We start from the raw sequence: 24,639 nt of genomic DNA on the forward strand, positions 1-24,639 counted from the left end.
CTGCAAGAAAAGTGTGGCTCGCGGCTCAGGCCGGAATCGATGGATCCGCGCGCAGATAAGCGACAAAACCGTCCCAGTTATGGGTCTGGTACTTATCGAGCATGCGCTGTGGAAGCTTGATTTGAGACAGGCGCCAATCGATGGACTGCGCCCATTCATCCTCACTCAGGATCTGCTGACCGGTGAAGTAGCGGACTTGGCGTGCTGTCGTGTTGTAGATGAGGAAGATCCGGTCAGGGTTCGCGCTGACCGCGGCGCGACTCAGCCCGCGCTGATTGTTCCAGTTGAGGCCGCTCTTGATCTGGACTTCGAAGTAACGGCCATTGTGCCCGACGATGCCGTCGATGCCTTTGTCATCGACCAAAGAGGGAAAGACGTCGAACCCCTCCTTCAGCAAATCACCCCAAATGGCGAACTCGTGACGTTTGCCGATGGCCAGTTTGTTCTTCATATCGCGTGTCCCTGCACTGTGACCGAGGCGGCCGATAGCCGGGCCTCACCTCCATGAAGGCCACATGCTATCACTCGATTGGGATCTGAAGATACCGGCAGCGTCACACACCGCCGACGCCGGCGACGTTCACCGATACCCCCTCACATAAGACTCCCGCAAATCACTGGCCCACCCGTCCAGCACCGACTTGACGTTGGCCGCGGTCATTACTTGTTTATCATCGTCCAGCGGAATGCCGGTGCCCTTGCGCATTACCTGGGCGACGACTTCGCCGGTCGCGCCGTCCTCGAAGGACACTTCCGTGGTGATTTCGCTGTCCTGGTCTCGGATGCCGGTGGCAGTGCTGACGCCCGCGGCCACCAGCGTCACCGGCAGCCATTCGTAATAACGCAGGCTCTGGGTGCTGGCGGCGACGCGGGTGATGGCGGGCCGGACCGTCAAGGTGTCCGGGCCGGGTTTCGACGACAGTTGCACGACTTTGCCCAGTTCATAGCGCAGCGCGGCATCGTAGTAGGCGGTCACGGTGTACAGCGTGCCCTGGGGGATGCGTTCGGTCGGCGCGACGTCGGGGTAGAACCGGCTCGGCGCGATGTAGACCTGCTTGTACCGGCCCCGCTTCAAGGCCGGGCTGACCCAGCTCAGGGCGGTCTGGCCGGAAGGCGTGCGGTGTTCCTTCAAAACGCTGTAGTCGCGCAGAAAGCCCGCATTCGTGGCCGGTTCGACCTTCTTGCTGCTGCACGCAGACAGGCTCAGGGTGGCGACGAACAGCAGCGATACCGAATATCTGTTTTTCATCCGTGCAATTCCTGGGTGTCCGTCAGGCGGAGGCTTGGGCGGGCGGGATGGTTTCCGAGCCTTCGACGCGCAACTGGCCATGGATCATGATCCAGTGGATGAGGTCGGCCGTCGGAAGGGTGTGCACGTACTCCACCCATTCGGTGCCGGACGGGCTGTACCGCTCGAAATAGCGGCGCAGCACGATCTGGCTCTGGTCGTCGCTCAAGCCCAGGCAGGACTCCTGGAACAGGATCGGCTTGTCGTGCTTGGGCACCGTGGTGCGCTGGCGCAGCACCAACGGGCGCTGCGTGGCGTGGCGGACGGCAATGCATGTGCTTTTCTGAATCGTCATAAAGCCCCCTCGTTTGGAATGGCGAGCAGAGTGCACGAGGGGTTTTGCGGCAGGATGTCCGCTTGATGTCCGGGCCGCAGAAATGTTGCTCGATTGAAATATATGACCCGCACACCCGAATGGTTTTAGAGTCGCACCTCTTTTGGGCCGCCAGGGAACCCCGTGAACGTGAGCAGACTGCTGATCGTCGACGACGATGTGGAAATCCTGTCCTTGCTGAAGAAGTTCTTCGTCCAGCACGGCTACGAGGTGGACGTGGCCGCCGACGGCCAGGCCATGTGGGCGGCGATTGCCCGGCAGCGGCCGGACACGATCATCCTCGACCTGATGCTGCCCGGCGAAGGCGGCCTGAGCCTGTGCCAGAAGGTGCACACGCAACTGGGCATCCCGATCATCATGCTCACGGCCATGGGCGAGCTCAGCGACCGGGTCGTCGGCCTGGAGCTGGGCGCTGACGACTACGTGACCAAACCCTTCGCCCCGCGGGAGCTGCTCGCCCGGCTGCGGTCGGTGCAGCGGCGCACCGGCGAACGGCCCGACCCGGCCAGCGAACCCTCGCGGCCGGTGATCGGCTTCGCCGGTTGGCGCCTGGACATCACCTGCCGCGAACTGCGCTCCCCGGACAACGTGATGATCCCGCTGTCCGGCGGCGAATTCGACCTGCTGGTACTGTTCCTCGAACACCCGCAACGCATCCTCACCCGCGAACAACTGATCGACATGACCCACGGCCAGGGCCACGACGTCTACGACCGCAGCATCGACGTGCAGGTCAGCCGGCTGCGGCGCAAGATCGAGCCCGACAGCAAACGCCCGGACCTGATCCGCACCGTGCGCAACGGCGGCTACATGTTCTCCGCCAAGGTCACCCGCCCATGATCCGCCGACTGCTGCGGCGCGACACCCTGAGCCGGCGCATCGCGCTGACCATCGTCGCGGCCATGGTCGCCTCGCTGGCCCTCAACGCCCTGTTCGTCCAGGTGGCGGGCATCTGGGCGCGCCCGCCCATCGAGCGCACCGGCCTGCTGGAGCAGATCGCCATGACCGTGCGCGTGATCGACGCCGCGCCCGCCCCGCTGCGGCCGCAACTGGCCAGCGCCGCCAGCAGCCCGCTGCTCAATGTGGTCTGGAAGCCCCAACGCGCCGACTTCGGCCTGCCGGGGGAAGGCAGCCAAATCAACGTGGACGACGACGCCTCGGCAGGCCGAGAGACCGTGCTGCAGACCTTACTGGGCACCGGACGCACGATCGAGGTCTACAACCCCAATGACTGGCCGGCGGGCAGCACCGAGGGCCGCTACGTCGCCCTCCTGCGGCTGGCCGACGGCAGCTGGCTGTCGTTCACGCCGCCGGCGCGCAGCTGGGGCCTGGAGATCCACACCCGCATCGCCATCGTCATCCTGCTCGGCCTGATCGCCACCGTGCTGGTCGCCTGGGTCGCCACCCGCCAACTGGCGCGGCCGCTGCAACGGTTCGCCAGCGCCGCCCGGCACTTCGGCCGCAACCTGCACGCGCCGCCGATCAAGGCCGAAGGCCCGGAAGAGATCCGCCAGGCCATCATCGCCTTCAACACCATGCAGGCGCAGATCCAGCACTTCATCGGCGAGCGCACCCACATGCTCGCGGCGATCTCCCACGACCTGCGCGCCCCGCTGACCCGCATGCGCCTGCGCAGCGAATTCATGGACGACCTCAGCCAACAGGACAAACTGGTGCGCGACATCGAAGAAATGCAGTCGATGATCAACGCCGCGCTCACGTTCTTCCGCGAAGACACCCGCCCGGAAGCGCCGACCGCGTTCGACCTCTCGGAACTGCTGCAAACCATCGTCGACGACTACCGCGACCAGGGCATCGACGTCGACTTCAGCGGCCCCGCCCGCCTGGTCTACGACGGCCGCCCGCTGGGCATCAAACGGGTGATCGTCAACCTGCTGGAGAACGCCGAGAAATACGCCCGCCGCCCGCGCATCGCCCTGAGCGTCGGCCCCCACGCGATCTGCATCGAGGTCAGCGACGAAGGCCCGGGCATCCCCGAAGACGCGCTGGAGCGAGTGTTCGACCCGTTCGTGCGCCTGGAGACCTCGCGCAACCGCGACACCGGCGGCGTCGGCCTGGGGCTCTCGTCGGCGCGGGCGATTGTGCGGGAACAAGGTGGGGACCTGACGCTGCACAACCGGCCGGGGACGGGGTTGGTGGCGCGGGTTGAGTTGCCGGCGCCTTAGGCTGCCCGTTCGCCGAACAACGATGCCAAGTGTTTAAGCAGCGAGCTTATAAATAGTCAGCTACTTATTAATGAGAAAAGCTGATTGTTGTTTTTCTTAGTGCAAACATTGCGAGTAGTTAATGCTTTATTAGAACTCGATGCTACTGACTCCATAGCCATTGATGCAGCGCATTCATAAACTGGCGAAACCGCCGATGCGGGCTAAATTACAATCTGTGATGCTCAGCCCCATGGAGCCCACCCCATAGTGAAGCGATGGCATGGAGGACTGTTAAAATGGCGGACAAAGAACCGAACGACGGATGGAGCAAGCTGAAAAAGACAATTGTAGGACTGGCAGGCGTTTTGGTAGTCATTCCTTCACTGATCAATTCCGCATACGCCATCTACGCAAGCATCAACAAGCTTCCTAGAACCGACTCAGAAAGAATCAATGTAGAATTCTTCAAAAAATACTGGGGAAAGAAACCAGTAAACGAACTTCCCGTATCAATAAAAAGAGGCGGCGCAGACTATCAGGTGAATTTTTCCGTCTGGGATGAAGGTGATGTTTTCATCCAATACGGAAACATGAGCCAGTGGTTTGCCTTTCCTAGCCAGCCATCTACATTGGCATCCGGCAATTCGATCATCATGAGCGCCTATGCTGATTCGGGGCCGGGCTTTCAGAAATTCGATGGCGGCTACAAGCAAATGGACAGTTTTGACGGGAACAATGCAATCCGAGAGCGAAACTATTTTAACGGCATAAAGGAACGTCAAGTCTTCGATGTTCGAACGGGTGAAATAATCAATCGCAGCATTACCGAAGGCCCTCCAGTCCCAGGAGCCATTAAAAGTCAGAAGCCGGTAACGATTGACTTAAATTCGGCCGATCCAAAATTTGAGTTTTTTCATTAGGGTGACATCCGAAGTTCAGACAGTTAACCCCTGAAGCGCACTAAAGCCATGCTCCGCCCAACACGCGGCATGGCTTTGCCTCATCAGCGCCGGGCGCTGGCATATACCATTTCCAACAACCTACCGTTCAATCCAAGGCAGCAATATCAGCAGCCAACTTTAGCGAATGCGATCTCGTCCACACTACGACCGGTCCGCAACCGTTATCAGTCAGGCATCTTTTCATGAAGCGCCCTAAGGTCATCCAGATAGGGAATGAGCCCTGCCTCAATGAACCTTCCATCAATAGCAAAATCCCGAGATGGAATTAGTCCCAATTCAACGCAGCGCAAAAGCAATGCCCGCGTATCGAAAAAATATTTCGACACATACTCCCCCGCTAACTGGCTGCGAAAACGCTCTACTTGCCTGACACGTTCCTCCCCTGATGCTTGCCAATTTCCTTTTTCGAATTCTTCAGTTTTGGTGCGTATGAACTCCGAAACCTGTTCAAGGTGCCGTTCAATATCGTGTTTCAGAGTTTGCTGTAAGGCTAAACGTTGAGGTGCTTTCGCCGCTTCATCTATCTTTTCCCTAAGATCCACGTTATCTCGAGAAAGCCGGGCATTCAGCTCAGTGAGATTGGCCAAAGAGCCCTTCAACGAACTCAGCGTATGCTCAACCTCCAGGCTTTGTCGTTGCGCCCATTGGCGATCAACTATCGTTGTAGTGACAGCAAGCGCTGAAAGCACCACAAACAGGCCGATCACGAGCATTTTTGTGCTGTTTGCCTTGGGTGGATGCAGCGACGCTATAACGCCGATCACACCGAGAATGATCCCAATGACACCTGCGCACACACCGATAAAAGTATCCATCTTTCATCCCTGATAAGCAGAGCGTGATCACGATTGGTCAATATCGGATTGATGGTCTACCCCATGTCCTGCTGGAGACTCGCCAGCCTTCCGAAAACACCTCCTTGCTGAATATAGCCCTTAACTTCGGTTTGGAAGGCAATCCGCGGTCCGTTCGGAACATTCATTCTCAGTCACCCGGATAAATGACCGCGCCCGGCCAAAACCGCCATTGCGCAAATGGGGCGCCAGGATCGCAGCGTGCACTGGCGCCCCATCAGAGAACGGAAACAGAACCTGCCTGGCGATGGACTCAACCCCGCTTCGGCAACTTCCAGTTCGGCCGGATGAAGTGGCAGGTGTAACCGTTCGGAATGCGCTCCAGGTAATCCTGATGCTCCGGCTCCGCCTCCCAGAACGGCCCCGCCGGTTCGATTTCGGTGACCACCCGCCCCGGCCACAGGCCTGACGCATCGACGTCGGCGGCGGTGTCCTCGGCGATGTCCCGTTGCTGTTCGTTCAGGTAATAGATCGCCGAACGGTAGCTCGGTCCCCGGTCGTTGCCCTGACGGTTGGGCGTGGTGGGGTCGTGGATCTGGAAGAAGAATTCGAGGATCTGGCGGTAGCTGATCACCGCAGGATCGAAGACGATCTCGATGCCTTCGGCGTGGTTGCCGTGATTGCGGTACGTGGCGTTCGGCACCTCGCCGCCGGTGTAGCCGACGCGGGTGTGCAGCACGCCGGGATAGCGCCGCAGCAGGTCCTGCATGCCCCAGAAGCAGCCGCCGGCGAGAATGGCGGTTTCGGTTTGACGGGTCATGGTCTGTCCTCTCGGGGTGTGGGTGTAGGCGATGTTATGAGGGCGGGTTTGGGGATTCCAAGGTGAGCCTGTACCGCAAAGGTGAATGAGCGCAATGGGCGCGCTACTGCCGTCTACAGAATGGCTCTGTTTGATGGCCGCACTAACGATTCTGCATCGGTTGAAGGCGACCGCGACTTACGGCACCCTTCGCGACGAAATTCCAAGGACGGTAAACATAGTGAGTCAACTCCGCAGCATTATTGGCTTCGCGATACTTCTCTGCGCCGGATGCACGAAAACGGCGAACATCCGACCGGCCGACCTCACGTTAACGTCTTTTGAACGTGGCCCCAGCCATCTGCTCACGGCGCGCTTTAGCGCCACGGTGGATCTGCAGAACGCTTTCAACGACTACGAAAAGACCAACCAACTTTCCCCTACCCTGATTTGCTCCCTCAATCGAGACCTGGACTTTTCATCGGAACACACCATCGACATCCGAGCCGAAGGACGGGTGACCGCGATCAGCGAGACCCGGCCCCATCACACGTTTTCTTCCGAGCTCGTCTTCTACTACACCCAGCCGAATGGAACCCAACGCGACCTGAATGACTACGACGCCATCAGGCCCCTGCTGGCGTCGCAAGCGGCAATCCCCTGCAAAGTGCGCATTACCGCCTATGGGTACGAAGCGTATTACACCAATACGTTGCTCATCCCTGCCAAGTTGATGACCGGGCAAATGCCTAGGTAGTCACGCCCGCTCAACTCCAGGTGCTCGCATGGAAAAGGCAGGTCGTTGTTTAAGCTTTTCTGGTGGCGTTTAAAGACACCCGCCGTTACTTCCCCAAGGCTACAACGCCTTGCGCCGTTGCCTACGCCTGCGCCAGAATCCGCCGGCTTGTGCGTCTAGGGTGCGGGTTTTACTGTTTCCGGGTCATCGAAAAACGGTGATCGGGTTTGGTAGCCCGAGATCAACACAAGGTGCACAGCACACCAGCGCGGCGTTCTATCGTCTCGGTTTTATGGTGGTCATGCACAGGGCGTCTTCGGGCGCGCCGGTCTCCTTGTGTCCCGGTCTACCAACCTGTGCATGGCCGCCACCCATCGTTTGGTAGCGAGGGGGTGATGGCTCCTTATGACGACACAAGGGAGTTTCACCATGATCAAACCAACACCAAACCCACCAGTCACCGACCCGGCATCCCCGTACGAATCCCCCGAGTCCCGAAAACTCAACGAAGCCGCCGAACGCGCCCTCGACCACTACCTCAATCCCCCACCCAACATCATGGGCGCCCGCCCCGAGCCCGAACCCATGTACCTGGCCAACCCGGTCTACGACACCGAGTCCCTGCTGGCCAACGCCAGCGAATCCCTCGGCTCGGCGAGCGCGATGCTCAATAATTTTGCGGCGGTGTTGGAGCCGATGCACCGCAAGACGGCCATCGGTATTGCGCAGTTGGTGATGCTGGGGGAAGTGGCGGTGAATCAGGCGTTGGATAACGTTGAGCCGAAGTAGGTGTGGGGGGCTGCGGCTGGCCTGCATGGGTTAGCCGCAGGTAAGTGTTTCTTCCGAAAGCCGTCACTAGCGGCGGCTTTCGGCCAAAAGTAGTCAGTCTCGAAAGATCGGTGGAGCAGGGATTGTGAGCGGCCCTCTCCGAGGTTAGCCTTGCAAGCCAGAACACCGCCAGCTAAGGGAGGAGCTCTTGAAATGTACAGCCAGACATCATCTGACTCGATACCTAACAATCCCGTCGAGAGGCACCGCCCACAAGCTGCGTTTGGGGGTTCCCTTCACGGCTTCGCCGCTACGGCGGCCCCTCACGTCATACGTTGAGCGTCAGCCGGTAATGGCTACGATTTCAGCACAGGGTAGAAAGTAAGAATATGGAACTCGGGACAGGAATACTTCTATCAGCCGTCTTCTTGGGTACGGTGGCACTTTTTATTGCCACGAAGGACAGATGGAACTGGAAGAAGATACTTCTGTGGCCGCTCGGCATCATTGTTGGACTCGGGTTAGTTGGTGGTTCTATTGCCTATCTGTACCAGCAGTACGAAGACCGCCCCAGAAAACTCACAGAGCTATGGGGTGTGTCTCTTAACGACAGTGCTGGGGATGTCAAATTTAAGAAAGGAGAACCAACCCGGCGCCTTGAAAACGGCCTCTGGCTCTACCGACCATATGAAACGATCGAAGGCGATTACGTCGTCTATTTCACGAACGATCGCGTTCGGTCGGTTATGTATTTCGGGCCAATGCATAACGGCCCGTCTCTCCATGGAGTTGGGCACTACGACAGCCTGCAAGAACTTGATGAAAAGCTTGGCCCACCATCCTATGTTTCGCGAGCTAAGGATGAATTACGCCGAGCCTATTCTTATGAGAAATTCAATATCGTCGTTCAATTCGCGGAGGGAAAGATGTCTGCACTTGGAATCTATGACCCCAACACGGGCGCGTTTAAATTCAAGGAAGAGTCCGACGGAACCGCTAAACCAAATTGAGAGCCAGATGGTTCGTTTCAAACAAAGATGCTGCCACATGACGCTCACCAAATCATTCCACCTGACCTACGCGTAAATTCTCGCAACCCCGTTCAATTCAGACGTTAGTGTCCGTTTTGGGCTGGTAACGGCCCTTCGCGACAGGCAGAAAACGGCCAAGAGCGGACTACCATTTAAGGGAAAACTCTGGTTGAAATAAGATCACCTTCGATAGCGTTTTTTGTTGAGAACCAGTTATCGGAAACGGGCCCGTTCTGAAAGTGAGAATTCAATTGACGGACAATTTCTCTTGAAGAGAATGACATCAGGAGATCCTAGGCGTCGGCTGATCGCATCAGATACCTTTCTCGATTTACGCGCGTCAAGTGAATCGTAAAGAGCTAGAAGACGGTTCGACTTCACATTCCAAGTTGTAATATTTGAGAAGCTTCAGCAAACCCGATTTTTTAAACTCGTAATCAGCGCATGGACCGATGATGATCCTCTTAATGCTGTTTCTATTAAAGCGAACCGGAGCGTATGGAAATATCGCGCCGTTCTTCTCGCGAAATTTCATAACCGGCGTTTCTGCAGCGGAATTAACATTTACGTTTTTCTGAAGTAACACCAATCGCCTTTCCGCTTCGTGTGAGAAGCCTTTATCCTTGTAAGAACAACTCGACACTATCAACCTTGAAAACAACTCATTCATCAAACGGTTCGAAACAGCCATGAGATACTTTTCGGCAATAGGGTCATCTTGAACCTGAACATCCACCCCAACTAAGTCGGCAGCGCGCTGGGAATCCAGCATGATATTAAGTATTGATTGCTTAGAAACAACCTCGCCGAGTTTTTTCCTAAATGACTCCGCATCTGCATAGTTGACATCTGCAAATATTGTTGTAAAACCTGTTAAAAATTCGGACTCGCCATTCTCAAAAAAAGCTTCTTCTTCAAATTCGAGGCAATATCCTTGGTTTTTTTCACAGTAACTGAACCAGTGCGCGATGCTGTCGGGATTTTTTGAGAAAGACACGACATATGTCTGCCGAGCAATTACGTTGGTTCTCAGATAGGTGATTAGCTGCTGATACAGCATCTTTAGCCATGGCCCAAGCTCGGGCTCGTCCTCTTTCTCTTTTAATTCCTCTATGTACTCTAAAGAGGCTTCATATCCGATTATGTGCTCTTTATGATCATTCAGAAAGCTTATGTCTGTAGCCCAGAACTCACTATTACTTATTATTCCGAGTAGAGCCGTTCCAGATGTATAGTGAAAAAATGAAGTCATAAAACCCTTAGACAAGTAAGTGACATGAATTCTGCAATCTTGAAGCCTTTATGCCATCACTTGATTGCGACGGTCAAGATCGCTGAAATGGCTGTGCAATTGCGATATCGATAGAGAACGCGAATTTCCAGTCGGCCTGGGTAAATATCGTTTCAAGTCAATTGTCAGTGTATGGTGCCCTTCGCCGTAGGCAGCTAACGACCAGAAGCGGACGTTGGCAAGCGACCGCTACGGGCCAAAAGCTGCCATACAGAAAAGGCTGATTTCGACCCAAAGCTGACATCTGATTTCCCTCGTTTATCGCTATGACGAGCCAAAGCTTCGCTACCGGAGTTAATGAGCTTTGGGTAACCTACTGCCAGTGACCATGGCCTGATAACTCACATGGCATGAGGCCGGAACAGCAAGGTTTATGCTTTAGGTTGCGACAAAAAAAATCAGCGCAATGCTTGGTTTATCGTCTCGAAAAGCTTCGAAAATCGCTGAATTACGTCTTTACTGATCTTCTTAGGCGGTACCGCCACATAAGCAGCAGCCACTGCAAAATGATTGTATCCAGGAGTTGGTCGAACGCTGACCTGACTGCTTATCAGCTGCTTCTCAATCCTTTGTACGATCCGATCTGCTTGCGGCAAATCCTCCAGTTTTAAGACTGTTCCAGCAAGAACTTTGGAATAGACCTCGTTGAAATGTTCGAGATACGCTTTGGGGTCTAGGAGATCTTCGAGGTCGGTGGCAACAGCGTCCGCTTCGTCTGCTCCTAGGTTTTTGAATTGTGAAAAATTAAAGACTTGCTTCTGATTTAGCAATTTCTGCTGCACCATGGCGTCGAGCTTCTGATCACTCTTGCCGCTATAGTCATGCAGAACAGCAAATGCTAACCCATTGCCTCCCAGGAGTGACACGAAGGTCGCTACGTTGCTCAATCCCCCCACGGGGACGATTGTGATTTGGGGATCAAGTCCTACTCCTCCAGTCTCTTCAACGGCTCTAGACATCGCTTGGAGTACAGTGAGTTCCGAGATACCCTCGACCAGCAAGTTTCGCTCGGCGATGAATAGGTTTTGAGCAATATTCCAACCTAGGGCGGCCTGCAGTGGGAAAATTGTCTTGGAATCCGACCCGGAAAGGTTAGAAGAAATCACCGTCCCTTGGCGTGGCTTGTCTTCCACTACCCTCACTTGGTGCAGGCGATGTGAATTCACCATGAACGGTGAGTGAGTCGTGTAGATGACTTGGTGGGTCTCAGCAAGATCGTCGATGTAACGCAAAAAATCAGACTGAGCGAGGGCATGCAGAGCTAGGGCCGGTTCGTCCAGAAGCAGTACAAGATTATTACTGGCTGTACTGCCGACCATGCTGAGTTGCTGCTGGACGCTGTCAAACCACACTAAAAAACTAAAGAACCAGATGAAGCCTCGGCTGCGCTGATCGAATGGGGTGGTAACACCACGATGTCTTTTGTTTTTGATCCGCAGGTAGAGGTTAGGCCCGTCGTTAAATGGGGCGGCATCTGACGCATCAGGCCGAATATCGATCTCGACTTCGAGGTCTTCGTTCTGCTTCCAGAATTCCAGAATCTGATCAGTAAGGTTGATCGATACCGATTCGATCTGTGCCTTCAATTCTTCATAGGAGGTGCCATTCGAGAAGTCGTCCAGTTCAACTCCCGCCATGCGTAGTAGGGCGATCACTGCTTGATGCTTTGGCTCGATCTGCTTGTGGGCATTAGCTGGATCTTTGCTTGCGGTGGCTAAGCGATTCGCAAGATCTTTGAGATTAAGTTTTCCAGGCAGAAGGTCGTAGTCGCTAAAATAAAGAAAGCTAGGAATCTGCGGTGATAGCAACTCCCAAGCTTCGTAGGAACATACCGACGACCAGTCCGCACGTGCACCGCTCACACGAGTTTCGAGCCCTTGGACGAATTCTGTGTCAGCCTCGTTCGTCAGGCTGATGCCTTTTAGGCCTAGTAGTGCTTCCCTCAGCGAGGTGGCTTTGCTGAGGACGGCTACTGCACCTTCGCTCAGCCCTACGGTAGTTGCGAGGTTTTTGAGTACTGGCGTTTCGGGAATATTCAACCCAATTGAACTAGTATTTTTGTAGTTACGTGACACTGTGAATCTGAATCCGGCCTTTATGTCACAACCGATTTTTACGTTGATTTCAGATGCCTCAGTGTCGTCGATTACGTAGGTTAGGGTGACGGCATCTTCAGGCGACTCCTCGTGGCGTCGCTTATATGTCAGCAGGTCTTTGCGTGGATAGTCTTCGGTGATGTCGAATCTCTCTTTGTCCAGAGCATCCTTGGCTTTATGCAAAGCTCTGAGAAAGACCGTCTTTCCGGCTTCATTCATCCCCACCAAGACAGTGACTTGGGGGTCGATCTCAGTTGTCTGCTGCTCATTGATTGAGCGGAAAGGGCCAACCTTTACAGATGTCAACAGCATGTCCATTTGTCCTTGTTGATCGAACGCGAATGGGCACGAAGGTAAGCGAAAAGCCATCACCTCGTCTACGTAGACGTGGCTACTCTTGACGGCAGTCCGCTTTTGGCCCAAAGCTGCCCTTCACGACCGGCAGCTTTGGGCCAAAAGCGGACGTTTGCTTCCTACCCTTCCTCTTCCAAAAGCTCATCATCCGACTGCATCTGGGCGTTTGGTAGATTCAGTTTGGCCATCTCGGCAAGGCAAACAGCGATGTAAGCTAGCTCCTGAGTCAGCTCATCTGCCCGCCTGCGCAAGAGGCTCAGGCGTGTCTCAGCGTCCTTTTGCACCGCTTCTGGGGCCTGGCCAAGCTTGGCAAGCTTCCCTACCCACTGATCGATCTTATCGTTCACTTCAACCAGCAATGCCTTACATGTAATGTCCTTCTTGAGAGGGAAAAGCTGGCATTCAAGTAAGCGAATCGCGTCGTAGATCCTGACTACTTCCTTGCTGGTTTTTGAATGTACGAAATTCAAACTTCCCTCATCAAATGCATGGTGTTCCTGGTTCTGGCCGTCCCAGTTCACCAAATCATTTTTGATCAGATTGAAATGGACAGGATCATAAGCGAGCACCGGCTCGATCAGTGAGAAGGTTCTCTCCAAACTGACTTGTAGATATACGTTCTTCTTCAGCTGAGACTTACCGAACTGAGCAGTGATAGACACGGCGTTTTCCAGGCAGTACTCGATCACAATTGACTCAAACCAAATCCGGCAATATATCAATGCCTGCCTCACGTCATAAACGCGCAATGCATCGTGCACCTTGCCTTGAAATCCACCGGAGTGGTCGATCGCCACGATACCTTTGTTCGTATAACTCAAAACGCAACTCGCATGCTGATCGGCTTGAGGGTGCCGATCAGCGATGATGCAGAAGCGCTCCCAGAACAGACGGTCATGTGTTGTCACGACCATCTGAGTACACCGAAGGTAACGGTCAGAGAAAAATAGATCGATGATGTTCGACCGGTGATCGCTATCGATCGCGTTCACGACGTCATCGAAGATGATCAGTGGGAGCTTATTCTTCTCTGCCATTGCCAACAGAAGCGAAAGGCCGAGCACACGAAGGTGCCCTTCGCTCAACACCGAGAAAGCGTCCTGCACTGTACCGTTCGCACCGTTGATCTTGATTCGATAGCTTTCGTTGATTTTCTCGAAGCGGATAGCATCAATACGCTCATGCTCATCGTCATGATCGTTGATGGTTTTGTAGTACTCAGCCGCTTTCGCCTCGATCCCAGTAATACGTGCTTTCTCAAGGTGCAGTTTGTACGCCAGCAGATCTTGATAGAGGTTGCTGTACTCATCCTGCAACTGACGAATGAGGGTATTGAACCGAGCCGTATCGGCATCATCACGTTTTAAACAATTTCGTCGGACAATGAGGCCCGCAATTTTTTTGCCTGCAATATCAATCAGTTTTCTACAGGTATTTTTGGCACCAAACAGGTCTTTGATTGCATCTTGCTTCTGCTGGAGTAACTCGACCGAACTACTTAGGCGGGAGATCTCCTGCGAAGCTTGCGCGAACACTTCGTCCTTCTGCTTACAAGCCTGTAGGTAAGTCTCGATCTCGGCTGCCTCATCTCTAACAAGCGAGTCAAAGTAACTTAGCACGGATGCCGCACGCGCTCCTCGGTCGGGGGATGTCTGGAGGTTGGCCAGTTCGCTTTTGAGGTCGTCTAGATGAAGACGACAAGGGATATCCAGCCGAGTGTTCTTTTCGACTCCCGCAAGTCCAGCGGCCACCGCTCTAACAACTTGAAGAATCTTCTCGTCATTGCGCTGGTCAGTAGCTCTTAAACGCTCCAGCCGGCTTAAGGCCTGAAGCTCTCGCTTTGCCTTTTCAAATGGGTTCTCCACGACGAGTTGCAATGGAGTAGAGCATGCTGGACAGATGTCATTTTCTTCCACTTGCCCCAGGTCTTTAATGGCCAAGTAAACGGCTTCGTAGTTAACATCCTTGGCACTTTTTAAAAACAAAGCCTCGATCTTCGATTTTCGGGCAAGAAGGTAGCGAGCGACACGTGCTGCGCGCTCGATTCGAACGAAAGAATCAATGACCGGAGCTTCTGCAAGTTTCAGTTGCTCCGCCTTGCGGATCTTCAGTTCGATCTCGCTCTTAAGCCGCAAAAATCTAACTCGAACAGCAGATTGCTGATCCGACTGCAGACCGAGCGCCTCGCATACTTGGTCATTGATTTCAGTCATGCTTTTGAAGTGACCTTGGCGCTCGGCAAGGAGGTCTTTTCGGTCTAATTCAACCTGGGTCAACGCTTCGGCCTGGTCTGGCTTCAAGTACTGGGTGAGATTGAAGCTCTCCGGTTTCACGAACCGCCCGATGACCTCTTGAAACTCTTCAAGGCCGAAGAGGCTGGCCACTACATCGCTTTCAGCGCTCCCAGTATCCTTAGAACCGAGCAATGAGAACTCTTGAAGACGGTTGCGATCAATGAAGCAAGCTGACCAAGCTAGACTCTTGGTCACGGCTTTTCTGTCCCTGCCTACCAACGACAGCGTCGGTTTTACACTGCCCCTCGCAATGTAGGCCTTCACCTTCGTTTTCCGGCGATCTGCTTCTTTGATATGCCCGGTCGTGCCGTACTCAATCGCCTCGCAAAGCGAAGACTTCCCCCCACCATTAGGTGCGTAGAAGATGTTCTTCATTTTACTAAAACGCAGAAAGCATCCCCTGTCATCCGCAGACAACTCGCCGAAGCCCCTGAAGTTTTTAACCTGCAAATCCAGCAAAGGGCTGAGGCCTGAAGGCGCCACCCAGTCCAGTTCAGGCCTAGACTCCAGCCCCCTTTTAAACAGCGCACCGATACGTTGAAAATTAGTATTCAGTAGTTGGTCAGCGCTCGACGCGAGATAGGACTTGATGTGGTCTGAATAGCGTCCACGATCCTGGCTCGCTTTGGCCATGCACCAGAGAAGGGCCAGATAGCCATCCGATTTGCCACTTAAGTGGCTTCTGGCAAAGCTCAATAGGTACTGACTCATTCGCATGCCCTCCCTGAAGTATCTTCAGCCTAACCGCAGCGTAGGCATTTCGCCATCAGACAGGCCCTGCAGTAGCTCAGCACCGAAAGCAGCCCCCGGATCCCCCCCATGTCCACCGCCATCCTCTCCGACACCCACAACCTCCTCCGCCCCGAAGCCCTGGCCGCGATCCAAGGCTGTTCCCTCATCATCCACGCCGGTGACATCGGCAACCCGGACATCCTCACCCAACTCGCCGCCATCGCCCCGGTCCACGCCGTGCGCGGCAACAACGACGTGAACAGTCCCTGGGCGCAAGATCTGCCCGACCTGCTCACCTTCGACCTGCACGGCCACCCCACCCTCCTCGTGCACAACATCGCCGACGTCCCCGCCGATCTCGACCCGGCCATTTCACTCGTCATCACCGGCCATTCCCACAAACCCTTGATCGAGCGGCGCGACGGGCGGTTGTACATCAACCCCGGCAGTGCCGGGCCTCGGCGGTTCAGGTTGCCGGTGACGTTGGTGTTGCTGGAGGTGGACGGCGGTTCGCTGGAGGCGCGGCTGGTGTCGTTGCTGGATCCGCCGGCCTGAACAGGCTAACGTGCCCGCACCTTCACCCGGAGCCTGTGCCGTCATGTCCATCGCCGACAACCTTCTTGCCTTCACGTTTGCCGCCACGCTGTTGACCCTCACGCCCGGGCTCGACACGGCGTTGGTGTTGCGCACCGCCACGGTGGAGGGCAAGCGGCAGGCGTTTCGGGCGGCGTTGGGGATCAATGCCGGGTGCCTGGTGTGGGGCGCGGCGGTGGCGTTCGGGTTGGGGGCGCTGATTGCGGTGTCGGAGTTGGGCTACAACCTGCTGAAGTATTGCGGCGCGGCGTACCTGGCGTGGCTCGGGGTGAACATGCTGCTGCGCCCGCGCCGTTCGCTGGCGCCCGCCGAGGCCAGCGGCAAGGCTGGGGGCAACTGGTTCCTCAAGGGCATGCTGGGCAATGTGCTCAACCCCAAGGTCGGGATTTTCTATGTGTCGTTTCTGCCGCAGTTCATTCCCCAGGGGCAGCCGCTGGTGGCGTGGACGTTCGGGCTGGTGAGCATTCATGTGGTGCTGGGGCTGGCGTGGTCGATGGTGCTGATCGGCGCGACGCAGCCGTTGTCGGGGTTTCTGCGCCGTGAAAGCGTGATCCGCTGGATGGACCGCACCACCGGGATGATCTTTGTGCTGTTTGCGGCGCGGTTGGCGTTCAGCAAGCGTTGAGGCCGATGCAACCTCGTCCCTCTCTACAAGCGGGTTATCTCGTCCGATAACCCGCGTTCGTTTCAAAACAGCTCTTGCCCTACATATATGGATATCCGTATATTCGCAACCTCACATATCCCCGAGCCCTCCCCCATGCTCAACCCCGCCTCCGTTTTCAAATGCCTGGCCGACGAGACCCGTGCCCGCGCAACGCTGTTGATCGCCCGCGAAGGCGAGTTGTGCGTGTGCGAGCTGGTGTGTGCGCTGGACGACAGCCAACCGAAGATTTCCCGGCACCTGGCGCAGCTGCGCACCTGCGGGCTGTTGCTCGACCGGCGTCAGGGCCAGTGGGTGTATTACCGGCTCAATCCGCAGTTGCCGGCCTGGGTGCGCGAGATGCTGGACCTTACGCTGGCGGCCAATGCGGCGTGGCTTGCGGACAACACGGCGCGGCTCGCGGCCATGGGGGATCGCCCGCTCAATTCAACCGCCTGCTGCTGAGGATTCACCATGCGAGTTCTGTTCATGTGCACCGCCAACAGTTGCCGCAGCATTCTGTCCGAGGCGCTGTTCAATCACCTGGCGCCTGCGGGTTTCGAGGCGGTCAGCGCCGGCAGTTTCCCCAAGGGCCAGGTGCTGCCGCGCAGCCTGACCACGCTGCGCGAGGCCGGCATTGCCGTCGAGGGGCTGAGCAGCAAAGGCAACGACGCCTTTGCGGCGAACCCGCCGGACATCGTCATCACCGTGTGTGACAAGGCCGCCGGAGAAGCCTGCCCGGTGTACTTCGGCCCGGCGCTGAAAGCCCATTGGGGGCTGGAGGATCCGTCGGACGTGGTGGGCGACGAGGCCGCTGTGCGCGCAGCCTTCCACGCCACCCTCGCCCGCATCGATGCCCGCTGCCGGGCCTTCTTCGCCCTGCCCTTTGCCCAACTGGACCGGGACGCGCTCAAGCGTGAGCTCGACCGCATCGGCACCCTGTAACCGGAGCCTTTTATGACTGCCCAGCTGCCTAACCTCGACCCTTCATTGATTCAAACCGGCGACCGGGAAGCGACCGCGCACAAGCCGCGCATCCTGTTGCTTTACGGCTCCAACCGCCCGCGCTCGTTCAGCCGTTTGCTGGTGGAGGAAGCCGCGCGGCTGCTGGAGCATTTCGGGGCCGAGACGCGGATCTTCAATCCGTCGGGCCTGCCGTTGCCGGACGACGCGCCGAGCGACCATCCCAAGGTGCAGGAGCTGCTGACGCTGATGCAGTGGTCGGAAGGCCAGGTCTGGTGTTCGCCGGAACGCCATGGCGCAATGTCGGCGGTGTTCAAGGCGCAGATCGACTGGGTGCCGCTGGCCCTCGGCGCGATCCGCCCGACCCAGGGCAAGACCCTGGCGGTGATGCAGGTGTGCGGCGGTTCGCAGTCGTTCAACGTGGTCAACCAGTTGCGCGTGCTGGGCCGCTGGATGCGGATGTTCACCATCCCCAACCAGTCGTCGGTGCCCAAGGCGTTCTTGGAGTTCGATGAACACAACCGCATGAAGCCCTCCGCGCTGTACGACCGCGTGGTGGACGTCATGGAGGAACTGGTGAAGTTCACGCTGCTGCTGCGCGAGCGGCCGGACCTTGTGGACCGTTATTCGGAGCGCAAGGAGTCGGCGCAGGCGCTGACGGAGCGGGTGAATCAGCGGTCGATCTGAACACCGCACAAACAAAAACCGGCGCGAACCCTCGCGCCGGTTTTTTTACGCCTGCACCTTACTGCTTGATCGAAACGATCACCGCCTTACTCCCCTCCATCCGAAACGAAAACCTCACTCGATCCCCCACCGCCAAACCGGCCAACTGCGCCGGGGTGGCGGCAAAGCCCATGGTCATCGGCGGCCATTGCAGGGTGGGCACTTCGCCGTGGGCGATGGTCACGGTGTGTTTGTCGGGGTCGAGGGCCTTGATCGTGCCTTGGGCCTCGGCCGCCGGGGTTTGCTGGGTGGCGGGGGCCGTTTGCGGGGTGGGCATGCCGTCCATTTTCATGCCGGGCATGTCGTCTGCCCCGGCGGCGAACGCGAAGGCGACCAGGGTGCCGGCGACGGTGATGGGGATGAGTTTCATGGGGTGACTCCTTCAGGTTGAGTGGGTGCAACGGGCAAGCGGCGACGGCGCATCAGGCGATACGCCGCCGGGATGACGAACAGGGACAGCAGCGGCGCGGTGACCATGCCGCCGACCATGGGCGCGGCGATGCGGCTCATGACTTCGCTGCCGGTGCCGCTGCCCAGTAGGATCGGCAGCAGGCCGGCGATGATCACGGCCACGGTCATGGCCTTGGGGCGTACGCGTTGCACGGCGCCTTCGCGGATGGCGGCGACAAGATCGGCTTCGCCGTTTTCGCCTTGGTCCTGGCGTTCGGCCCAGGCGTTTTTCAGGTACAGCAGCATGATCACACCGAACTCGGCGGACACCCCGGCCAGCGCGATGAAGCCGACCCCGGTGGCGACCGACAGGTTGTAGCCCAGCAGGTACAGGAACCACGCCCCGCCCGTCAGCGCGAAGGGCAGCGTGGCCATGATCAGCAGGGCTTCGTCGAAGCGGGCGAAGGTCAGGTACAGCAGCACGAAGATGATCAGCAGCGTGGCCGGCACCACCAGTTTCAGGCGGGCGTTGGCCCGTTCCAGAAACTCGAACTGGCCCGAGTAGCTCAGGCTCATGCCAGGCTGCAGCTTGACCTGCTCGCCGACCGCCCGGCGCAGGTCGCCGACCACCGAGGCGATGTCGCGGCCGCGCACGTCGATATACACCCAGCCGGACGGCCGGGCGTTTTCGCTCTTGAGCATCGGCGGGCCGTCGCTGACCTTGACCTTCGCCAGCATCCCCAAGGTGACCTGGCTGCCGGACGGCGTGTACACCGGCAGTTGCTCCAGGGCCGTGGGGGTATCGCGCCATTCGCGCGGGTAGCGCACGTTGATCGGGAAACGCGCCAGGCCCTCGATGGTTTCGCCGACGTTTTCGCCACCGACGGCGCCGGCCACGATGGCTTGCACGTCGGTGATGTTCAGGCCGTAGCGCGCGGCGGCGCTGCGGTCGATGTCCACGTCGATGTAGCGCCCGCCGGTCAGGCGTTCGGCCAGGGCCGAGCTGACGCCGGGCACGCCTTTGGCGGCGCGCTCCACGGCTTGGGTCGCGGCGTCGATCTGGGTCAGGTCGTTGCCGGCGACCTTCACGCCGATGGGGCTCTTGATCCCGGTGGCGAGCATGTCGATACGGTTGCGGATCGGCGGAATCCAGATGTTGGTCAGGCCCGGCACCCGCACCACGCGGTCGAGTTCTTCCACCAGTTTTTCCGGGGTCATGCCGGGGCGCCATTGCGCGTGGGGCTTGAACTGGATGGTGGTCTCGAACATCTCCAGCGGCGCCGGGTCGGTGGCCGATTCGGCGCGCCCGGCCTTGCCGAACACGTGCTCGACCTCGGGCACGGTCTTGATCAGGCGGTCGGTCTGCTGCAGCAGTTGCGCGGCTTTCTGCGCCGACAGCCCCGGCAGCGCCGACGGCATGTACAACAGATCACCTTCATCCAGCGGCGGCAGGAACTCACCACCCAGCCGCGACATCGGCCACGCCGCGCTGACGAACACCAGCAGCGCCACCGCCAAGGTCAGCTTCGGCCGACGCAGCACGGCGTCCAGCGCCGGTTGGTAGAGCCGGATCAGCCAGCGGTTGAGCGGGTTGCGGCGCTCGTCGGGGATCTTGCCGCGGATCCAGTAGCCCATCAGCACCGGCACCAGCGTCACCGACAGCCCCGCCGCCGCGGCCATGGCGTAGGTCTTGGTGAACGCCAGCGGGCCGAACAGCCGCCCTTCCTGCGCTTGCAGGGTGAACACCGGGATGAACGACAAGGTGATGATCAGCAGGCAGAAGAACAGCGCCGGCCCCACCTCCGCCGCCGCTTCGGTCATCACCTGCCAGTGGCGCTCACCTTTGAGGTCTTGCCCCGGATTGGCCGCGTGCCAGGCTTCGATCTTCTTGTGCGCGTTCTCGATCATCACCACGGCGGCGTCGACCATGGCGCCGATGGCGATGGCGATCCCGCCCAGCGACATGATGTTGGCGTTGAGCCCCTGGTGGCGCATGACGATGAACGCGATCAGCACGCCCACCGGCAGCGAGATGATCGCCACCAGCGACGAGCGCAGGTGCCACAGGAAGATCCCGCACACCAGCGCCACCACGATGAACTCCTCCAGCAGTTTGTGGCTGAGGTTGTCCACGGCGCGGTCGATGAGCTTGCTGCGATCGTAGGTGGTGACGATCTCCACGCCGGCCGGCAGGCTGCTTTTCATGTCGTCGAGCTTGGCCTTGACCGCCGCGATGGTCTCGCGGGCGTTCTTGCCGCTGCGCAGGATCACCACGCCGCCGACGGTTTCGCCCTGACCGTCGAGCTCGGTGATGCCCCGGCGTGTTTCCGGGCCGGTCTGCACCGTGGCGACGTCGCCGAGGGTCACCGGCACCCCGCCCGCACCGAGCTTGAGCGGGATCGCCCGGAAGTCGTCGAGGGTCTTGAGGTAGCCGGAGGCACGGACGATGAACTCGGTCTCGGCCATTTCCAGCACCGCGCCGCCGGTTTCCTGGTTGGCCTGGGCGATGGCCTCGCGCACTTCGGCCAGGGTGATGCCGAGGCTGGCCAGCCTGACCGGATCGGGCTGCACCTGATACTGCTTGACCATGCCGCCCACCGTGGCGACTTCGGCGACGTTGGGCAGGGTCTTGAGCTCGAACTTGAGGAACCAGTCCTGCAGGGCGCGCAACTGCGCCAAGTCATGCCCGCCGCTGCGGTCCACCAGCGCGTACTGGTAGATCCAGCCGACCCCGGTGGCGTCCGGGCCCAGCGCCGGTTTGGCGTTGGCCGGCAGGCGGCCCTGGATCTGGCTCAGGTACTCCAGCACCCGCGAGCGGGCCCAATACAGGTCGGTGCCGTCCTCGAACAGCACATACACGAAGCTGTCGCCGAAGAACGAATAGCCGCGCACGGTCTTCGCGCCGGGCACCGACAGCATCGTCGTGGACAGCGGATAGGTGACCTGGTTCTCGACGATCTGCGGCGCCTGGCCGGGGTACGGCGTGCGGATGATCACCTGCACGTCGGACAGGTCCGGCAGCGCGTCGATGGGCGTGCTCTGCACCGACCACACGCCCCACGCGGTGACGAACAATGTGGCCAACAGGACGAGGAAGCGGTTGGCGACGGACCAGCGGATCAGCGCGGCGATCATGGCTGGTTCCCCGCTGCGTTCCCGTCGGTGTCCAGCGGCGCGGTGACGATGCCCTTGAGGCTGGCTTCGGAGTCGAGCAGGAACTGGCCGGAAGCGACCACCTGCTGCCCGTCCTCCAGGCCGCCGAGGATCGCGGTCTTGCCGTCGCTTTCCTGGCCCAGGCGCACCTCCACCGGATGGTAGCGGCCGCCGTCTTCGGCGAGCATCACCAGCGCACGCCGGCCGGTGCGGATCACCGCTTCGCTCGGCACCCACAGCACGCTTTGCGCGGTGGTACGGGTCAGGCGTACCTGGGCCGTCATGCCGGGCCGCAATCGGCCGTCCGGGTTGGGCAGTTCGACCCGCACGCGCAGGGTGCGGCTGTCGGGGTTGGTCTGCGGCAGGATCGCGCTGACCGTGCCGCGCAGCACCGTGCCGGGAAACGCCGGCAACCGCGCTTCGACGGTTTGCCCGGCGCTGATCGAGCCGGTTTCCGATTCCGGCACGGCCACCGCCAGCCAGACGTTGCCCAGCCCGTTGATCCGGGCCAGGGTCTCGCCGGTGGCCACGGTCATGCCGGTGCGCAGGTTGAGTTCCTGCAACACACCGCCCAGCGGGCTGGTGACGGTCAGGTTGGCTTGCACCTTGCCGCTGCGTTCCACTTGGGCGATCAGGCCGGCGGGCATGCCGGTCAGTTGCAGCCGTTGCCGGGCCGCCGCCAGCAGCGCCGTATCGCCGCTGCGGCGCAGGGCCAGGAACTCGGTCTGCGCAGCGGCCCAGTCGGGCACCAGGAGGTCCGCCAGGGCGGCGCCGGCGGGCAGCACGTCGCCGGGTGCCCGGGCGTAGACCCGCTCGACAAACCCGGCGGTGCGCGCCTGCACCACCGCCACATCGCGCTCGTCGAAGGCCAACACGCCGGTCACGTCGAGGCTTGAGGCGAACGTCCCACGGCTGACCGGCGCCAGGCGCAGGCCCAGGTTCTGGGTCAGGCCGGGGTCGATGCTGACAGCGGCGCTCTCCCCCGCGCCGCTGGCGTACCGGGGCACCAGTTGCATGTCCATGAACGGCGATTTGCCGGGCTTATCGAATTTCTGCGCAGGGAACATCGGGTCGTACCAGTACAGCGCCTTGCGCTCGTCCGGCGCCGGCGCGCCTGGCGCCGAAGCGGCGGCGGGCTCGACGCCCTGCCCTTGCCGGGCGATCCCGTAGCCGCCGGCCGCGCCTATCGCCAGCGCCAGGCCGGCCAGCAGTGCCCCGTTCCAGTGTTTGAGGTTCATGGGCGTGTGTCTCCATAGGCAAAGTGCAGGCGCGCGCCGGTCAGGGCCCGCTGTTCTTCCACGTCGATCTGCTTGAGGCGGGTTTCGATCAGCTCACGGCGGGCGTTGACCACGGCGTTGAGGTCGCCCTTGCCGGCGCGGTAGCTGGCCAGGCTCAGCTCGGCCTTCTCCTTCGCCAGCGGCACCAGGCTGTCGCGGTTGCGCGCCACCGCACGGTCCAGCCGCTGGTACTCGGCCAAGTCGGTTTCCAGTTGCTCGGTGTGCTCGCGGGACAACGCCTCGCGCTCGGCCTCCAGTTGGCTGAGTTCGGCCTGGCGGGCGGCGATCTTCGGGTTCTGCCGGGTCTCGGGGAACAGCGGCAAATCCCATGACAGCTGCACACTGACCATGTCGCCGAACTCGCGGCCACGGTGCTGGTAATCCACTTCCCAGCTCCAGTCCGAGCGTTTTTCCGACACGGCCTCCCGCACCTTGGCCTCGGCTTCACGGGTCATGGGCGCGAACGCGGCGAGTTCCGGGTGATGCTGCAGTTGGTGCTTGAAAGTCTGGGCGTCCACCGGCCAGTCCGGCAGGCTGCCGGCCGGCGTGTCGCTGGCGGCCGGGCCGATCCAGCGCTTGAGCGCCGCTTGGGCCTGGGCGCGCTCGCGGATCAAGTCATCCTGGCGCTCGGCCAGTTGCGCCGCTTCCTGCTTGGGCGTCACGGCGTCCGCCGGTTCCGCCCGGCCGCCGGCAATGCGGGCGCGGACGGTGTCGGCCAGCAGGCGGTTTTCCCGGTTGAGGCCGTCCAGCAGCGCGGCTTTGCGTTCGACCGAATAAGCGCCGATCCAGGCCAGCGCCGTGGCCTGACGCACCTTGAGCCGTTCGATCCGGCGCTCGGCGGTGGCGCGTTCCACCGCCGCGTCGGCGACCTCGATGCGAGCGTTGCGTTTGTCGCGGTTGGGCACCTCTTGGCGCAGGCCGACCGTCTGCATGGTCATGAAGTCCTGGTCGAGGCTCCAACGGTCGGGCCCGCCGATGGGGTAGTTCTGCACGCCCAGCAGCAGTTTGGGGTCCGGCAGTTCGCCCGCCGGAATGGCCGCGCTGCCGGCGGCCTGGATCTTGGCGTCCTGCGCGGTCAACGACGGCGCGCCGGTTTCGGCCAGGCGCAGCGCTTCGTCGAGGGTCAGGCTGCCGGCCAGGCTCGGTCCGGCGAGCACGCTGGCGACCAGGCCGACCGCGAGCGGCCACCCGGTGCCATAGCACTTGAGTTTCATGGTGTCGATTCCTGTGCACATCCGCTGTGCGC

General features: G+C 59.3%; 23 protein-coding genes. 11 read left to right on the forward strand and 12 right to left on the reverse strand.

Going from position 1 to position 24,639, the window contains the following annotated elements; genetic code table 11:
- Positions 1-25: 25 nt before the first annotated feature.
- From CAG41_RS20015 to CAG41_RS20025, 3 genes are all read right to left on the reverse strand, one after another.
- Positions 26-451, reverse strand: a complete 426-nt coding sequence (locus tag CAG41_RS20015) for a hypothetical protein (protein ID WP_170930011.1) — start codon at positions 449-451, stop codon at positions 26-28.
- 129 nt (positions 452-580) lie between these two features.
- A complete protein-coding gene (locus tag CAG41_RS20020; RefSeq protein ID WP_085585656.1) occupies positions 581-1,249 on the reverse strand; it encodes a DUF3313 domain-containing protein in 669 nt (222 codons plus the stop codon).
- Positions 1,250-1,271: 22 nt separating this feature from the next.
- Entirely contained in the window at positions 1,272-1,583 is a 312-nt protein-coding gene (locus CAG41_RS20025) for a hypothetical protein (RefSeq protein WP_085585654.1), read from the reverse strand.
- 168 nt (positions 1,584-1,751) lie between these two features.
- Between CAG41_RS20025 and CAG41_RS20030 the strand changes: the two genes are divergently transcribed.
- The 3 genes from CAG41_RS20030 to CAG41_RS28380 all read left to right on the forward strand — a co-directional run bounded on the left by CAG41_RS20030 (position 1,752) and on the right by CAG41_RS28380 (position 4,710).
- Positions 1,752-2,462, forward strand: coding sequence for a response regulator (locus tag CAG41_RS20030; RefSeq protein WP_085585779.1), 711 nt, complete (start codon positions 1,752-1,754; stop codon positions 2,460-2,462).
- Positions 2,459-3,808: an ATP-binding protein gene (locus CAG41_RS20035; RefSeq protein WP_085585652.1), complete on the forward strand. Its 1,350-nt coding sequence runs from the start codon at positions 2,459-2,461 to the stop codon at positions 3,806-3,808. Before CAG41_RS20030 ends, CAG41_RS20035 begins: the two co-directional genes overlap by 4 nt.
- Before the next feature lie 278 nt (positions 3,809-4,086).
- Positions 4,087-4,710 (forward strand): hypothetical protein, encoded by a 624-nt coding sequence (locus CAG41_RS28380; protein ID WP_139834232.1) that lies wholly within the window; start codon positions 4,087-4,089, stop codon positions 4,708-4,710.
- Positions 4,711-4,916: 206 nt separating this feature from the next.
- Here CAG41_RS28380 and CAG41_RS20040 read toward each other — a convergent pair whose 3' ends face one another.
- Positions 4,917-5,567 carry a hypothetical protein gene (locus CAG41_RS20040; protein WP_085656444.1) on the reverse strand — a complete coding sequence of 217 codons (651 nt, stop codon included), beginning with the start codon at positions 5,565-5,567 and terminating at the stop codon, positions 4,917-4,919.
- Between the two features lie 292 nt (positions 5,568-5,859).
- Positions 5,860-6,366 (reverse strand): peptide-methionine (S)-S-oxide reductase MsrA, encoded by a 507-nt coding sequence (gene msrA, locus CAG41_RS20045; protein WP_085585650.1) that lies wholly within the window; start codon positions 6,364-6,366, stop codon positions 5,860-5,862.
- A gap of 94 nt (positions 6,367-6,460) precedes the next feature.
- On the opposite strand from msrA, the gene CAG41_RS20050 reads away from it, so the two are divergent.
- The 3 genes from CAG41_RS20050 to CAG41_RS28385 all read left to right on the forward strand — a co-directional run bounded on the left by CAG41_RS20050 (position 6,461) and on the right by CAG41_RS28385 (position 8,859).
- A complete protein-coding gene (locus CAG41_RS20050; RefSeq protein ID WP_256582622.1) occupies positions 6,461-7,102 on the forward strand; it encodes a hypothetical protein in 642 nt (213 codons plus the stop codon).
- 408 nt (positions 7,103-7,510) lie between these two features.
- Positions 7,511-7,870: a DUF6124 family protein gene (locus CAG41_RS20055; protein WP_085707376.1), complete on the forward strand. Its 360-nt coding sequence runs from the start codon at positions 7,511-7,513 to the stop codon at positions 7,868-7,870.
- A 368-nt stretch (positions 7,871-8,238) separates the two neighbouring features.
- On the forward strand, positions 8,239-8,859 hold the full coding sequence (locus tag CAG41_RS28385; protein ID WP_139834986.1) for a hypothetical protein: 621 nt from the start codon (positions 8,239-8,241) through the stop codon (positions 8,857-8,859).
- A 361-nt stretch (positions 8,860-9,220) separates the two neighbouring features.
- On the opposite strand, the gene CAG41_RS20060 is transcribed toward CAG41_RS28385, so the two are convergent.
- From CAG41_RS20060 to CAG41_RS20070, 3 genes are all read right to left on the reverse strand, one after another.
- A complete protein-coding gene (locus CAG41_RS20060; protein WP_085707377.1) occupies positions 9,221-10,132 on the reverse strand; it encodes a DUF2971 domain-containing protein in 912 nt (303 codons plus the stop codon).
- 437 nt (positions 10,133-10,569) lie between these two features.
- Entirely contained in the window at positions 10,570-12,579 is a 2,010-nt protein-coding gene (locus CAG41_RS20065) for an AAA family ATPase (RefSeq protein ID WP_085707378.1), read from the reverse strand.
- Between the two features lie 161 nt (positions 12,580-12,740).
- Entirely contained in the window at positions 12,741-15,626 is a 2,886-nt protein-coding gene (locus CAG41_RS20070; protein ID WP_085707379.1) for an AAA family ATPase, read from the reverse strand.
- 108 nt (positions 15,627-15,734) lie between these two features.
- On the opposite strand from CAG41_RS20070, the gene CAG41_RS20075 reads away from it, so the two are divergent.
- The 5 genes from CAG41_RS20075 to arsH all read left to right on the forward strand — a co-directional run bounded on the left by CAG41_RS20075 (position 15,735) and on the right by arsH (position 18,534).
- On the forward strand, positions 15,735-16,202 hold the full coding sequence (locus tag CAG41_RS20075; RefSeq protein ID WP_085707380.1) for a metallophosphoesterase family protein: 468 nt from the start codon (positions 15,735-15,737) through the stop codon (positions 16,200-16,202).
- A gap of 43 nt (positions 16,203-16,245) precedes the next feature.
- Complete coding sequence (locus tag CAG41_RS20080; protein ID WP_085707381.1) at positions 16,246-16,866, forward strand: LysE family translocator; 621 nt, start codon at positions 16,246-16,248, stop codon at positions 16,864-16,866.
- A 135-nt stretch (positions 16,867-17,001) separates the two neighbouring features.
- Positions 17,002-17,349, forward strand: coding sequence for a metalloregulator ArsR/SmtB family transcription factor (locus CAG41_RS20085; RefSeq protein ID WP_085585636.1), 348 nt, complete (start codon positions 17,002-17,004; stop codon positions 17,347-17,349).
- A gap of 9 nt (positions 17,350-17,358) precedes the next feature.
- Positions 17,359-17,829, forward strand: coding sequence for an arsenate reductase ArsC (locus tag CAG41_RS20090; protein ID WP_085707382.1), 471 nt, complete (start codon positions 17,359-17,361; stop codon positions 17,827-17,829).
- A gap of 12 nt (positions 17,830-17,841) precedes the next feature.
- Entirely contained in the window at positions 17,842-18,534 is a 693-nt protein-coding gene (gene arsH, locus CAG41_RS20095; protein WP_085707383.1) for an arsenical resistance protein ArsH, read from the forward strand.
- A 58-nt stretch (positions 18,535-18,592) separates the two neighbouring features.
- On the opposite strand, the gene CAG41_RS20100 is transcribed toward arsH, so the two are convergent.
- From CAG41_RS20100 to CAG41_RS20115, 4 genes are read right to left on the reverse strand one after another with little or no spacing between them, the layout of a single operon-like run.
- Positions 18,593-18,943 (reverse strand): copper-binding protein, encoded by a 351-nt coding sequence (locus tag CAG41_RS20100; RefSeq protein ID WP_085707384.1) that lies wholly within the window; start codon positions 18,941-18,943, stop codon positions 18,593-18,595.
- Positions 18,940-22,098 carry an efflux RND transporter permease subunit gene (locus tag CAG41_RS20105; protein WP_085707385.1) on the reverse strand — a complete coding sequence of 1,053 codons (3,159 nt, stop codon included), beginning with the start codon at positions 22,096-22,098 and terminating at the stop codon, positions 18,940-18,942. Before CAG41_RS20105 ends, CAG41_RS20100 begins: the two co-directional genes overlap by 4 nt.
- Positions 22,095-23,354: an efflux RND transporter periplasmic adaptor subunit gene (locus tag CAG41_RS20110; RefSeq protein ID WP_085707386.1), complete on the reverse strand. Its 1,260-nt coding sequence runs from the start codon at positions 23,352-23,354 to the stop codon at positions 22,095-22,097. Before CAG41_RS20110 ends, CAG41_RS20105 begins: the two co-directional genes overlap by 4 nt.
- Positions 23,351-24,607: a TolC family protein gene (locus CAG41_RS20115; protein ID WP_085707387.1), complete on the reverse strand. Its 1,257-nt coding sequence runs from the start codon at positions 24,605-24,607 to the stop codon at positions 23,351-23,353. The genes CAG41_RS20110 and CAG41_RS20115 overlap by 4 nt, the downstream gene beginning before the upstream one ends.
- Positions 24,608-24,639 lie beyond the last annotated feature (32 nt).

Source organism: Pseudomonas sp. B35(2017) (assembly GCF_002113645.1).
GTDB lineage: Bacteria > Pseudomonadota > Gammaproteobacteria > Pseudomonadales > Pseudomonadaceae > Aquipseudomonas > Aquipseudomonas ekonensis.

Bases quoted from the DNA above. Each gene is read 5' to 3' on its own strand.
- CAG41_RS20015 (WP_170930011.1), bottom strand. From the start codon at position 451: ATGAAGAACAAACTGGCCATCGGCAAACGTCACGAGTTCGCCATTTGG.
- CAG41_RS20020 (WP_085585656.1), bottom strand. From the start codon at position 1,249: ATGAAAAACAGATATTCGGTATCGCTGCTGTTCGTCGCCACCCTGAGC.
- CAG41_RS20025 (WP_085585654.1), bottom strand. From the start codon at position 1,583: ATGACGATTCAGAAAAGCACATGCATTGCCGTCCGCCACGCCACGCAG.
- CAG41_RS20035 (WP_085585652.1), top strand. From the start codon at position 2,459: ATGATCCGCCGACTGCTGCGGCGCGACACCCTGAGCCGGCGCATCGCG.
- CAG41_RS28380 (WP_139834232.1), top strand. From the start codon at position 4,087: ATGGCGGACAAAGAACCGAACGACGGATGGAGCAAGCTGAAAAAGACA.
- CAG41_RS20040 (WP_085656444.1), bottom strand. From the start codon at position 5,567: ATGGATACTTTTATCGGTGTGTGCGCAGGTGTCATTGGGATCATTCTC.
- msrA (WP_085585650.1), bottom strand. From the start codon at position 6,366: ATGACCCGTCAAACCGAAACCGCCATTCTCGCCGGCGGCTGCTTCTGG.
- CAG41_RS20050 (WP_256582622.1), top strand. From the start codon at position 6,461: ATGGGCGCGCTACTGCCGTCTACAGAATGGCTCTGTTTGATGGCCGCA.
- CAG41_RS20055 (WP_085707376.1), top strand. From the start codon at position 7,511: ATGATCAAACCAACACCAAACCCACCAGTCACCGACCCGGCATCCCCG.
- CAG41_RS28385 (WP_139834986.1), top strand. From the start codon at position 8,239: ATGGAACTCGGGACAGGAATACTTCTATCAGCCGTCTTCTTGGGTACG.
- CAG41_RS20060 (WP_085707377.1), bottom strand. From the start codon at position 10,132: ATGACTTCATTTTTTCACTATACATCTGGAACGGCTCTACTCGGAATA.
- CAG41_RS20065 (WP_085707378.1), bottom strand. From the start codon at position 12,579: ATGCTGTTGACATCTGTAAAGGTTGGCCCTTTCCGCTCAATCAATGAG.
- CAG41_RS20070 (WP_085707379.1), bottom strand. From the start codon at position 15,626: ATGAGTCAGTACCTATTGAGCTTTGCCAGAAGCCACTTAAGTGGCAAA.
- CAG41_RS20075 (WP_085707380.1), top strand. From the start codon at position 15,735: ATGTCCACCGCCATCCTCTCCGACACCCACAACCTCCTCCGCCCCGAA.
- CAG41_RS20080 (WP_085707381.1), top strand. From the start codon at position 16,246: ATGTCCATCGCCGACAACCTTCTTGCCTTCACGTTTGCCGCCACGCTG.
- CAG41_RS20085 (WP_085585636.1), top strand. From the start codon at position 17,002: ATGCTCAACCCCGCCTCCGTTTTCAAATGCCTGGCCGACGAGACCCGT.
- CAG41_RS20090 (WP_085707382.1), top strand. From the start codon at position 17,359: ATGCGAGTTCTGTTCATGTGCACCGCCAACAGTTGCCGCAGCATTCTG.
- arsH (WP_085707383.1), top strand. From the start codon at position 17,842: ATGACTGCCCAGCTGCCTAACCTCGACCCTTCATTGATTCAAACCGGC.
- CAG41_RS20100 (WP_085707384.1), bottom strand. From the start codon at position 18,943: ATGAAACTCATCCCCATCACCGTCGCCGGCACCCTGGTCGCCTTCGCG.
- CAG41_RS20105 (WP_085707385.1), bottom strand. From the start codon at position 22,098: ATGATCGCCGCGCTGATCCGCTGGTCCGTCGCCAACCGCTTCCTCGTC.
- CAG41_RS20110 (WP_085707386.1), bottom strand. From the start codon at position 23,354: ATGAACCTCAAACACTGGAACGGGGCACTGCTGGCCGGCCTGGCGCTG.
- CAG41_RS20115 (WP_085707387.1), bottom strand. From the start codon at position 24,607: ATGAAACTCAAGTGCTATGGCACCGGGTGGCCGCTCGCGGTCGGCCTG.